Annotated in this window: 11 protein-coding genes, 1 pseudogene and 1 riboswitch; of the genes and pseudogenes, 5 read left to right on the top strand and 7 right to left on the bottom strand. The window is 66.2% G+C overall.

All coding sequences use genetic code 11. The features are described 5' to 3' along the window. Positions 1 to 35 precede the first annotated feature (35 nt). Positions 36 to 1,157: pseudogene (locus G3N99_RS25450) on the top strand (collagen-like triple helix repeat-containing protein); the annotation flags it as partial. A gap of 123 nt (positions 1,158 to 1,280) precedes the next feature. On the opposite strand, the gene G3N99_RS25445 reads toward G3N99_RS25450, so the two are convergent. Further along, positions 1,281 to 1,742 carry an Lrp/AsnC family transcriptional regulator gene (locus G3N99_RS25445; protein WP_174940881.1) on the bottom strand — a complete coding sequence of 154 codons (462 nt, stop codon included), beginning with the start codon at positions 1,740 to 1,742 and terminating at the stop codon, positions 1,281 to 1,283. A 116-nt stretch (positions 1,743 to 1,858) separates the two neighbouring features. Here G3N99_RS25445 and G3N99_RS25440 point away from each other — a divergent pair, with 116 nt between their 5' ends. Next, on the top strand, positions 1,859 to 2,491 hold the full coding sequence (locus G3N99_RS25440) for a LysE family transporter (protein WP_206123780.1): 633 nt from the start codon (positions 1,859 to 1,861) through the stop codon (positions 2,489 to 2,491). Positions 2,492 to 2,497: 6 nt separating this feature from the next. Here G3N99_RS25440 and G3N99_RS25435 read toward each other — a convergent pair whose 3' ends face one another. The 4 genes from G3N99_RS25435 to G3N99_RS25420 all read right to left on the bottom strand — a co-directional run bounded on the left by G3N99_RS25435 (position 2,498) and on the right by G3N99_RS25420 (position 5,470). Then, complete coding sequence (locus G3N99_RS25435) at positions 2,498 to 2,908, bottom strand: DUF6331 family protein (RefSeq protein WP_206123779.1); 411 nt, start codon at positions 2,906 to 2,908, stop codon at positions 2,498 to 2,500. 23 nt (positions 2,909 to 2,931) lie between these two features. Next, complete coding sequence (locus G3N99_RS25430) at positions 2,932 to 3,927, bottom strand: alpha/beta hydrolase (protein WP_206123778.1); 996 nt, start codon at positions 3,925 to 3,927, stop codon at positions 2,932 to 2,934. Positions 3,928 to 3,956: 29 nt separating this feature from the next. Further along, positions 3,957 to 4,529 carry a TetR-like C-terminal domain-containing protein gene (locus G3N99_RS25425; protein ID WP_174940888.1) on the bottom strand — a complete coding sequence of 191 codons (573 nt, stop codon included), beginning with the start codon at positions 4,527 to 4,529 and terminating at the stop codon, positions 3,957 to 3,959. 95 nt (positions 4,530 to 4,624) lie between these two features. Beyond that, positions 4,625 to 5,470, bottom strand: coding sequence for a GNAT family N-acetyltransferase (locus G3N99_RS25420; RefSeq protein WP_206123777.1), 846 nt, complete (start codon positions 5,468 to 5,470; stop codon positions 4,625 to 4,627). A gap of 230 nt (positions 5,471 to 5,700) precedes the next feature. On the opposite strand from G3N99_RS25420, the gene G3N99_RS25415 reads away from it, so the two are divergent. Genes G3N99_RS25415 through G3N99_RS25405 form a run of 3 tightly spaced genes read left to right on the top strand, consistent with a single transcriptional unit; the run spans position 5,701 to position 7,929 of the window. Continuing rightward, positions 5,701 to 6,009, top strand: coding sequence for a helix-turn-helix transcriptional regulator (locus G3N99_RS25415; RefSeq protein WP_206123776.1), 309 nt, complete (start codon positions 5,701 to 5,703; stop codon positions 6,007 to 6,009). Beyond that, positions 6,006 to 6,413 (top strand): VOC family protein, encoded by a 408-nt coding sequence (locus tag G3N99_RS25410; protein ID WP_174940894.1) that lies wholly within the window; start codon positions 6,006 to 6,008, stop codon positions 6,411 to 6,413. Before G3N99_RS25415 ends, G3N99_RS25410 begins: the two co-directional genes overlap by 4 nt. A 16-nt stretch (positions 6,414 to 6,429) precedes the next feature. Next, on the top strand, positions 6,430 to 7,929 hold the full coding sequence (locus tag G3N99_RS25405; protein WP_206123775.1) for an FAD-dependent monooxygenase: 1,500 nt from the start codon (positions 6,430 to 6,432) through the stop codon (positions 7,927 to 7,929). Positions 7,930 to 8,173: 244 nt separating this feature from the next. Here G3N99_RS25405 and G3N99_RS25400 read toward each other — a convergent pair whose 3' ends face one another. Together G3N99_RS25400 and G3N99_RS25395 are read right to left on the bottom strand one after the other, a co-directional pair. Then, positions 8,174 to 10,102 (bottom strand): TonB-dependent receptor, encoded by a 1,929-nt coding sequence (locus tag G3N99_RS25400; protein WP_206123774.1) that lies wholly within the window; start codon positions 10,100 to 10,102, stop codon positions 8,174 to 8,176. A 339-nt stretch (positions 10,103 to 10,441) separates the two neighbouring features. Beyond that, a riboswitch (cobalamin riboswitch) is annotated at positions 10,442 to 10,635 on the bottom strand. 89 nt (positions 10,636 to 10,724) lie between these two features. Beyond that, positions 10,725 to 11,660 (bottom strand): AraC family transcriptional regulator (locus G3N99_RS25395; protein WP_206123773.1); only part of this gene is annotated, 936 nt, incomplete at its 5' end.

The following is an 11,660-nucleotide window of genomic DNA, read 5'->3' as shown; positions in this document are numbered from 1 at the left end:
GTTGGTCGAGTGGCAGGAGGTGAACCACGACATGAAGTGGCACCAGTGGCACGAGTGGAACCAGTGGCACGAGCGGAACCAGTGGCACGAGCGGAACCAGTGGCACGAGTGGAACCAGTGGCACGAGCGGAACCAGTGGCACGAGCGGAACCAGTGGCACGAGTGGAACCAGTGGCACAAGCGGAACCAGTGGCACGAGTGGAACCAGCGGAACCAGCGGAACCAGCGGAACCAGCGGAACCAGCGGAACCAGCGGAACCAGCGGAACCAGCGGAACCCCCGGCACGAACGGCATCATCAGCTCGGTCGGCGCGGTCGTCATGGACGTCGGCGCCACGATCACCGGCACGAGCCCGCCGGGACCGACCAAGGGCGTGACCACCGGCCTCGGCAACACGGTCACCGGCGCAGGCACGATCATCCGCGACACGACGAACGCCGTGAGCAACGGCATCGGTCAAACCGGCTTCACGGCGAACCCCGTCGGCACGACGGTTGTCGGGCTGGGCTCCATCGTCGGCTCGACCAGCAACCCGGTCACCGGCCTCAGCGACACGGTGAAGGCGCTCGGCACCGGCCCGCTGTCGCCGTTGGCGCCGCTCACGACGCCGGTCGGCGGCCTGCTCGACACCGTCGCCGGTGGCCTCAAGACGGGCGGCACCATGCTCGGCTCGGCCCTGTCGTCGGGCCCGGTCCAGCAGACGACGCAGGCGATCAGCACGGCGATCACGCCGCTCGTCACGACCGTCGGCCAGGTCACGCAGCAGGTCGGCACGGCGACCGGCCTCGGGCAGCCCGTCGCGGGCCTGCTCGCACAGATCGGCGGCGCGATCACGTCGGCGGGATGGAAGGTCACGTCCACGTCGCCCCAGCCGCTGGTCGGCGGCGTCGGTGAGCTCGTTCGCGCGGTCGGCAACACCGTGACCAACGCGGGCGGTCTCGTGAACCCGAACGGTGCGAACGGCGCGGTGCCTGTTGCGGGCCTGGTGACGAGCGTGGTCGGCGGCATTCCGGCGACCGTCCACAACGGTTCCGCGACCGGCACGGGCGGTACGGGCGGCGGCTCACCGCTGGGTGGTCTCTCCAACCCGCTCGCACCCGTTACGGGGCTGGTGGGTGGCCTGCTGGGCGGCTTGGGTGGCCTGGGCGGCAAGTAGTCGATCGATTTCGATCGTCGCGGCGGTAACCGGCCAAACGAACATCGGCCGCCGGTTACCGCCGACCAGAATTGCTTGATGATCCCCCTGCGGGAAGCGGATCGGACGGGGCCTCTCGATGTATCAATCGCGAACGACGTCGCGCTGCGACGGCGGCCGCGCCAGCCCGCGTGCGGGCAGCGGCGTCGACATCACGATCGACGTGCGTGTTTCGCCGTACAGGTTGATGCGTTCGATCAGTTGTTCGAGATGCGTCATGCTGATCGCGGCGAGCCGCATCATGTACGAGTCCGCGCCCGTCACGTGATGGCATTCGACGACTTCGGGAATCGTCTCCAGCAGCCGGAGGAATTTCGCTTTTGCCGGTTGCTGCACCGTGATGCCGATCAGGGCGCTGACCGGATAGCCGGCCGCGGCGGGATTGATCCGGGCCGTGTAGCCCTCGACGACGCCGGCCGCTTCGAGCCGCTTCACGCGCTCCGTCACCGCCGGCACCGACAGGTGCACCTGGCGCGCCAGCTCCGTGTAGCTGATGCGGCCGTTGGCCTGCAACAGCGTCAGTACCTTCCAGTCCAGATCGTCCATCGCGGCGGGATTTTTTAAGGCGGAGTGGCCATTTTTCCTTAAAAACCGCATTCAGCGATGACGGGACTTTCCCTACGATGCCTGTTCCACCCGTTACATGTCGCAAGGAGCTGGCGATGCTGTTCATCAAGTCAGTCGTCATGGGGTTGTCGATCGCGGTGCCGGTCGGGCCGATCGGCATGCTGTGCATCCAGCGCAGCCTGAGCCGCGGCTTTCAGGCGGGATTCGCGACTGGCGTCGGCGCCGCGTGCGCCGATGCGATCTACGGCCTGCTCGGTGCGCTCGGCATCGCGGGTATCGTCACGGCATTCCCGATGCTGACCGTCGGGTTGAAAATCGGCGGCGGCGCGTTTCTCGTGTGGCTGGCGTGGACCGTCGCGCGCCAGGCGCCGGCCGCGTCGACGGCAGAGCGCGACCTGCCGCGCACGACCGTCCTGCGCGATTTCCTGACGACGTTCGGCCTGACGCTGTCGAACCCGATGACGATCCTGTCGTTCGTCGGGATTTTCGCGGCGCTCGGTCCGCTGTCGGGGGAGCAGGAAGGGGCGATGGGGTCGGCCGTGGCGCTGATGGTCGCCGGTGTGTTCATCGGTTCGGCAACGTGGTGGCTGTGCCTGAGCGGTACGACCGCCGCGCTGCGCACGAAGATGTCGTTCGCGTTCATGCACGGGCTGTCGCGCGTGTCGGCCGCGGTGATCGCCGTATTCGGCGTGATTCAGGTCGTCGCGGGCGTGCGCGGGGTCATTTAGGCCGGTCTACGTATCGCGTTGCGACCGGATCGCGTCGACCGTCGTCCGGATATGCGCGAGCAACTCGAGTAGCACCGCTTTCCGGAAATACTGGTTCATTCGCGTGCTGACGACGAGCTCGGACGGCAACGCGTCGATCACACGCTGAACCGACAGCAGAGCGTCGACGAGTCGCGCCAGCGCATCGCGATCCTGCGTGCTCACGGCAGCCGCGACCTCGTCCGGCCAGAAACAGAACGCGTCGATGCCGCAGCATTCGGCGACACAATCTGTCTCCAGGACATCGAGCAAAGGCATGACCTCTGCCAGACAGGCATCGATCGCGACCGCCTGCGCCTGACCGCCCGACAGATCGCCGAATTCGATCCACCGATCCGGGCCGATGCTGATGTCGTTCTTGTACGGTTTGTCGTTCATCGGTTGACGCTCGCCGGATGGATTCAATTCAACGCCGGCAAATGCGCACGCACGAAGCGCGCGATTTCCTGGCTCAGTTCCCTGTCCTCGGGCGCGCCCATGAACCCACCATGCGGCATCCCTTCGAATACATGAAGCTCGGTTGGTACCTGCGCGCGGCGCAACGCGCGATGCAGGCGCACCGCGTTCGACAGGAACAGGTCGCGCGTGCCGCTCTGGATGAACGTCGGCGGGAAGCCGGCGGCGAAATCGCCGAACAGCGGCGACAGATACGGATGCGCGAGATCGGCGCCGTTCGCGTAGAGCAGGTTGTTCGGCATCAGCGAGGCCGGCAACACGACGTCGACGAGACGGTTGGTTTCGAAGCTGTCGCCGGATTCGGTCAGGTCGACTTCCGGCGACAGCAGCACCAGCGCGGCCGGCAGCGGCAAGCCTTCGTCGCGGGCCCGCAGCACCATCGCGGCGGCGAGGTTGCCGCCCGCCGAGCGTCCGCCGATGACGATGTTTTCGGGTGCGTAGCGCTCCAGCACGTAAGCATACGTCGCGATGCAATCGTCGAGCGCGGCCGGATACGGATGCTCGGGCGGCAGGCGATAGTCGACGCCGTAGCATCGAATGCCGAGCCGGTCGGCCTGCATCTGCGCGCCGGCGCGGCACGCGGCGCCGCCGCCGAGCACCAGCGCGCCGCCATGCAATTCGATGTACGCGCATTCGCCGGAGGCGGCCGCTTCGGGCGTGGCGACATGCACGTCCGCCGCACCGGCCCGGATCGTCTCTACGCGCGAGCGCAGATAGCCGCCGAGCTGCTCGATGGCCGCCGCGTAGTGCGCGTCGGCGGCCGCCTTCACGCGCATCCATGCGTCGAAATCGTCCGGGGGCGGCATCACGTGCAGTGCGTTCAGCGGCACGCCGTCGTTGCCGACCAGTCGTTGCAGCGCGGTTCGCGCTTCTTCGCTGATCGAGGCCGGGAAGGGGACGACACGGCTCGGCAGGACGACGCCATCGGGTTTGTCTTTCATCGATTCGGTTCTGTTGGACGTTGGACGAGTCATGCGGCAGAAGGCCAGTGGCGCAGCATCACGTCCAGCGCATCGAGACTGCGCGACCACGACGAGTCGGACGCCGGTGCGCTGTGCGAGAAGCCGCCCGCGCTTTCGAGCGTGACGTAGCCCATGAAAAAGCCGCCGAGCAGACGGATCGCATGCGCCTGTTCGGTTTCCGGAATGTCGTAGCTGCGAAGCACGGCCGAGGTCATTCTGACGAGCTGGCCGCCCGCGCTTTCGGCGGCGCGTTCGGCGCTCACCGGGTGGCGCGCTGCAGCGAAGCGACCGGGGTGCTCGCGTGCGTAGTCGCGATAGACGTTGGCGAGCGCGGTCAGCGCGTCCTTGGCGGTGCGGCCGGCCAAGGCGTCGGTCGCGCGATCGGCGAGCTCCTTCAGCGCGAACAGGGCGATGCGGCTCTTGAGGTCGTCGAAACTCGGGACGTGGGAGTACAGGCTGGCGAGCTTGACGTCGAAGCGACGCGCGAGGGCGGCACCGGTCAGGTGCTCGAAGCCGGTTTCATCGGCGAGCTGCGCGCCCGCTTCGACGAGTTTGTCCAGGGTGATGCCGGCGCGTGGCATGGCGAATGCTACTCGAATTAGTCAAAAACCTAATTCTATTAGTTTTGATGGCGATGTCAATTTCACGAACTCGGCCTCCGCCATGTTCGTGACGATCACCCCAGCTCGAACGACGTCACCCCGAACACGCGCTCGATCGCAATCGCCGGCGCTTCTTTCGTGTACATCCGTGCGGTTTCGAACGCGCTCGTCATGCCGTGCCGTTCCGCCAGTGCGACGGCCGCGGGGTTCGTTTCCGGCACGTCGAGCACGATGACCTCGCCGGGCATGTGCGCCGCCAGCGCACGAAACAGCCCGGTGGCAACGCCTGAGTCGTCGGCGAAAAGCGGGCCGATCTTGCAGCCCGTCCTGCAACGGCGCACGACACCGTAGCCGGCGACTCGACCGCCGTCGATCGTCGCGAGCGCAACGGCATCCGGCTGCGCGATCCAGGTGGTGACGAAACGCTCGCGCGCGGCGGGAAAGCATTCGCGATCGTAGGCAAGCAACTGCTCGAACGGTACGTCGGCTGCTGCCGCCACGTGCGCGCACCCGATGCCGTTCACGCGCCCCTCGTAGCGGATGTTGCGGTACGCGAGCGCGAATCCGGACTTCCTGTAGTTCGCCTGCTGGGCCAGAACCCCATCGAGCCCGATGTTGCGGTCGCCGAGGTAACGCATGCCGTGCTGCCAGGTTCGGATGCCGAAACCTTGGCCGCGAAACCCGGGTTTCACGATGTAGAGACCGATGAAGCCGAAGCGGTCGTCGTAGACGACAGCCGAGATGCACGCGACCGGTTCGCCGCGCCAGACGCCGACGAAGAATCCGGCCGGGTCTGCGTCCCTGAAACAGGATGGATCATGCAGGCCGGGGTTCCAGCCTTCTGCAGCCGCCCATTCGACCGACAGGGCTACGTCGTCGGCCGACATGGTGCGCACGATGAAGTCTCCGCCTTGATCCATGGTTCACCCCAGTCGCTGCGCCCAGGATGGCGCGTTGCGTGACGGTCAATGCATCGGTGAAGCGCGGGCAGGCAGCGCCGTGGCTGCCGATCGGGCCATCATAATCCCAAGGGCGGGTGCCAGAGCGGGAAGGTCGGTCCGTGCCGTCGACGGGCGCCACTCAGCCGCGCCCCGCGAAACCCGGATTCCCTGCGGTTGACATGCAATAAAACCATTGCATATCATGCGCAATGAACGCCGAACAGCTTGACCATGTTTTCAAGGCGCTTGCCGACCCCATCCGCCGCAGGATCATCGATCGGTTGCGCGAGCAGCCCGATCAGTCGCTTTTCCAGATTTGCGCGGTAGCCGTTGCAACGGGGGAAAAAGCCATCTCCCGGCAGGCCGTGACCCAGCATCTCGACATGCTGGAGAAGGCCGGACTGGTTCGCATCTCCTGGTCGGGCCGAACCAAGATCCATTCTCTCGATCTCCAGCCGCTGCGGGAAGCGGTGGACATCTGGCTTCAGCGACATCTCGAGGAAGGAAAGAACCCATGAGAATCTACGTCACGTCCGTCTTTGTCGACGACCAGTCCAGGGCGCTGGACTTCTACACGAACACTCTCGGATTCGTCGTGAAACATGACGTGCCGCTGGGCGAGCACCGCTGGCTCACCGTCGTATCGAGTGAAGCGCCTGGTGGAACGGAACTGCTGCTGGAGCCGAGCGAGCACCCGGCGGTTGGCCCCTTCAAGAACGCGCTGGTCGAAGACGGCATACCCGCAGCCTCGTTCCAGGTCGATGATCTGGACACCGAATACAAGAAACTGCGCGCGCAGGACGTCAGGTTCACCGTGCCCCCGATGGATGCCGGCACGGTCCGCATGGCCGTGTTCGACGATACCTGCGGAAACCTGATTCAGCTCATCGAGATGAAGGACAAGCAAGCGCCGTCACATTGATTTCGCGAGGTGGTCGATGCAGGTCACGGAACATGAGGTCGTCATCGCCGGCGGCGGCCCCACCGGCTTGATGCTGGCCGGCGAGCTGGCGCTGGCCGGCGTCGATGTCGCCATCGTCGAACGCCGCCCCGATCAGACGCTCGCGGGTTCACGCGCCGGCGGGCTGATTGCGCGGACGCTCGAGATCTTCGATCAACGCGGCATCGTGGAGCGGTTCCTCGCCGAAGGCCAGAAGGCGCAAGTCACCGGGTTTGCGTCGATTCGCCTGGATATCAGCGATTTTCCGACCCGGCACAACTACGTGCTCGGGCTGCGCCAGAAACATATCGAGCGCATTCTCGCCGGGTGGGTCGACGAGCTGGCGGTACCGATCTATCGCAGCTGCGAATTGACGGGTTTCGCGCAGGACGACACGGGCGTCACCATCGAGCTTTCCGGTCGTGCGCCACTGCGGGCGGGCTATCTCGTCGGGTGCGATGGCGGCCGGAGTCTCGTTCGCAAAAGCGCCGGCATCGAGTTTCCAGGATGGGATGCGACGACCAGCAGCATTCTCGCCGAGTGCGAGATGACCGAGGAGCCGCCGTTGGGCGTCCATCGCACGGCATTGGGCATCCACGCGTTCGGGCGCGAGGCGTACGAAATTCGCGACGGCAAGATCGTCTTTGCCACCGAAGGCCCCGTCGGCGTCATGGTGACTGAAAAGGCAGTCGGCGCGAAAGCCGAGCCCACGCTGGACGAGCTGAAGGAAGCACTCGTCGCCGCATGCGGAACCGACTACGGCGTCCATAACCTGACGTGGATTTCCCGGTTCACCGACATGGCGCGACAAGCGGCTACCTACCGCAACGGCCGCATTCTCCTGGCCGGCGATGCCGCTCACGTGCATTCTCCGGTGGGCGGAAAGGGCCTCAACATCGGCGTGCTGGATGCGGTGAACCTGGGCTGGAAACTGGCCCAGGTGGTGAAAGGAACGTCGCCCGACGGGCTGCTCGACACGTATCACGCCGAGCAACATCCGGTTGCGGCCCGCGTGCTGCGCACGACGATGGCGCAGGTTGCGTTGCAGCGTACCGATGACGGCACCGAAGCATTGCGTGAAGTCGCGGCGGAATGGCTTCGCATGGATGAGCTTCGCAAGCGCGTCGCCGCCGAGATGTCCGGGCTCGGGATCCGTTACGCACTCGGGGAAGGGCATCCGCTGATCGGTCGCCGCATGCCGGACCTCGATCTGATTACGGCTGACGGTTCCGTGCGCGTCTTTGCGCTGCTCCGGAACGCTCGGCCGGTGCTGTTGAATCTCGGCGCACCCGGTAGCGTCGATATCACGGGCTGGCCGGATCGAATCGAACGGGTTCACGCCCGGTACGACGGCCCATGGGATCTGCCCGCGCTAGGCCAGGTTGCCGCGCCGACGTCCGTTTTGATCCGTCCCGATGGATATGTCGCGTGGGCGGGTATCGACACACAGGACGGCCTTCGGAATGCGATGAACACCTGGTTTGGGCCTCCCCGGTAGGCGTGTCGTCTTCATCGGGCCGGATGACGTTTTCGACATGGCATACCAGTCGTCCGGGAGGCGCGGCCAGGGCGCCGCGTTTTGTCCCGCAGTGGGCGCCGTCGAGTCGTGCCGGCTGGTGTGGGACGGCCATGTGCGCTTCGCGGCCGAAGCAGCCGTTGCGCAAGCCCGGTCGCGCGGGCCCCGGCGTATGTTCCGACCGGGGCCGTGCCGCTCAACACGTCAAGGCCTTCGCGTTACCCCATCAGAACGTGTACGTCACCTTCCCGAACGCCGTCCTTCCGAGCGTGTTGTACCCATACGCGGTCATGTACTGCCGATCGAACAGATTCGACACCGTCGCCGACACCGTCACGTGCGAGTTGATCCGGTACGACGCGCGCAGGCCCACCGTCAGGTACGAAGGCAGATAGGTCGAATTCGCCGGATCGTCGAACGTCGTGCCGCCGTAAAGCAGCGACGCCCCCGTGCTCAACGCATGCAGGTGCAGTTCATCCCACGTGTGATCGATGTTGAGGCTGACCGTCTGGCGCGGCCGGCGGTTGAGCCACGAATCGTTGGTTTCGTCCTGCGGATTCAGGAACCCGACCGCGAGGCTCACCGGCGTCGAACGGCCGATCGTCCCCTTGTACGACAGGTCGATTCCGCGAATATGCGCGCGACCGATGTTCATCGGCGAGAACGTCGCCGGGTTGTACGCGATCAGGTTGGTGACCCGCGTGTCATAGATCGCGGCCGTGAACGTACCGTACGACGTGTTCGCATCGACCGCAGCCTCGACCGACGTGTTGCGTTCCGGGCTGAGATTCGGATTCCCGTAGCCGGGGTAATACAGGTCGTTGAACGAAGGCAGCCTGAACGCATTGCCATACGACACGCGCGCCGTGTACACCGGCGTGATCGCCCACGACAGCGCCGCATTGCCCGTATTCACCGACTGGCCGGCGATGATTTCGTGACGCCCCGCGAGGAACATCGTCACGCTGCCGAGCGTCGCCGACTGATGCAGCGAGAACGCGGAATCATTGCGCGTCGGCACGCCGTTCGGAATATCGACCGGCAGGAATGCCTGCTCGCGCGTGAAGTCGTACGCGAGCTTGGTTTCGCCGGACAGCGGCAGCCCGAACAGATGGAATCCGCGCTCCTGATGCGTCAGCGACGTCGACGTGCTGATGCGCTGCGAATTGATCTGGTCGGTCGGGATGGTCGGATCGCTCGCGTAGATGAACCCGCGATCGTTCGAATAACCGAAGGACTGGTCGAACTGCGTGTCCGGCGTGATGTCGAGGTGGAACGCGATACCGGTCGTCAGCTGATGATCGAGCTGGCGGTTCGCATAGCCGCTGTTGTCGTAGGACAGATCGGACCGGTGATACAGCGCGAACGTCGAGATCGACCAGTTGTCGCGCGCGTAGCCGAGGCGCGCATCGAGATCCTGCGCGTGGTACGGGTTGCGGCCCGCCTCATGCCCGTACGCAAAGGGCCGAGTCGCGTCGATGCCGGCCGTGTTGTACGAGTGCAGGCCGAGCGAGTAGGTGAGCCCGCCGAGCGCGGCGAGCGGCCCGGTCGACGGCACCGTGCCCGACGTGCGCAGCTGCGTGTCGAACGTCTTGTTCGACCCGCCGCCGAACGACACGGTGGTCTGGTTCGGCTGGTTGGCCGCGCGGCGCGTGAAGAGTTGCACGACGCCGCCCATCGCATTGGCGCCGAACGACGCGGCGGCCGGCCCCGAGATTACTTCGACACGTTCGAACGCTTCGGTCGGCAGGTCCGCCCACGGCGCGATGCCGGTGGTCGACGAACCGATCCGGATGCCGTCGATGAACACGGCGACCTGGCTTGCCGACGAGCCGCGGATGCTGACCGACGCGGACGAACCGGGCCCGCCGTTCTGCGAGACGGTCACGCCGGGCAGCGTCGCGAGCGCCTGCGTGATGCTCGGATCGCTCGGCGACAGCCGGTCGAGATCGGTGCGCGTGAGCACCTGGGTCGTCGCGTAGCGCTGGTCGAACGACTCGGGCAGCCGACGCGTGTCGGTCACGTTGATCGTCGGCAGGTCGGCGCCTTCGGCGGCCGGGGCCGGTTGCGAAACCGCGGTGTCGCCGGCGGCGTGGGCGAGGGGCGAGAGGAGCGCAGTTGCGGCGGACGTGGCAAGGAGGTGTCGAATCTTCATGAGGCTGTCGTTGTTGTCGGGCTGCGCATGCGTCGATCGTGGGCGGGCGGCGGGCAGCACCGGTTTTGTTATCGGTGATCGGGCTATCGCGCGGTCGGGCCGGGCAGGCCGCAGTCGCGGGCGTCGGCGCGGCACATGCCGGCGGACGCGATCGATAGGGAGCGGCGCGCGCAAGCGGGCGGGCCGTGCATGCCGGCGGCGTGCCGGCGCGACGCTTCCGGTGCGGAAGCGGATGCGGTAACGGTGGACATCGGGCGGATCCTGAGGTCGGGCCGTCCATGCAACGGGCACCGCCAAAGGCGGTGTTGGCGCATCGGGACACCCCGCCCGGTGCGGCTGCTTGGACCTCGGGTCGATGGCAGGTCTCCTGGCTCGCGGGTCCTGATTCGTGCCGGCCTTCCCGGTTTCCCAGTGGCATGCAGTGGCACGGATTCGCCGCTCACAGTTGCGGGGGCAGCCGCAGATTGGAGGCACTGCCTCTCCTGCGTTCCCTTTTGATCCCGTTTCCGGGAACCATCAGCGCGCAAGGGTAATGGCGTGCGCTCCGGCGCGTCAATTGTCCGGCCGCGCGGGGATGCGAAAAAACGTCATTACCGCGCAAATATTTTCGAAATCCTTTCTTTTATGCGTCGGCGCCGTGTTTCATGTCTGACGAAACGGGATGGTTCGCTGCGATGCAATCGCGCCGGAACCGGCTCGGCGCGATGCCCGTCCACCTCACGAACGCGCGGCGGAATGCTTCCTCGCCGCCGAACCCGAGATGCGCGGCAATCCGCGCGATCGGCCAGTCCGACTCGCGCAGACAACGTTGTGCGGCTTCGGCGAGACATTGCTCGCGCAGCGCGTGATAACCGCTTCCTTCGGCCACCAGCCGCCGCCGCAACGTTGCCTCGCTTACGCCTAGCCACGCGGCCAGCTCGGCGAGCGTCGGCAACGCCTGCTCGTGTGCGAGCGCCGCATCGAGAAAGCCGCGCACCTGCTGCGTCCACGCCACGACGGCCGGCGCCGCATCGATCAGGCGAAACGGAAAATCAACGAGAAACGCGTCGAGCTCGGCCGGTTGCCGGATCACGCGGCATTCGAGCCGTGCGGCATCGAATGCGAAGCCGTAGGTTTTACGGCCCACTTCGACCGGCGCATTGAACAGCCCGAGCAGCGGCATCGCGTCATCGCGGCGCGGATGGCCGAGCCACACGTCGGTCGGCCGCAACGGCTGCCCGATCAGCCAGCCGAACAACTGCAGATAGCAGAACAACCCCGTCAGGTCGACGAGGCACGCGGCCGGACTGCGCGTGCGGCGCAGCGAATCCATCCGGAACGTCGCACGCCCGTCGCGCACGGCGAGCGACAGCGCGCCGGCGCGCGGCGTCAGCATCTCGTCGAATTCGCGCGCACAGCGGATCGCGTCGGCCAGCGTCGCGCAACTCAGCAGGCAGCGGCACATCAGGTCGACTTCGCGCTTGCGCATCGGCGGGTGGCCGTCGCCGCGCGCGACCTGCGCCTCGAGGCGTTCGATCGCGTCGCGGTACAGCGCAACGAAATCGCCCGGCGTCGTCGA

This window comes from Burkholderia sp. Ac-20392, assembly GCF_017104585.1.
Classification (GTDB): domain Bacteria; phylum Pseudomonadota; class Gammaproteobacteria; order Burkholderiales; family Burkholderiaceae; genus Burkholderia; species Burkholderia lata.
Note: the sequence above shows the minus strand (reverse complement) of the source record. Positions and strands in the feature narration are given on the sequence as shown.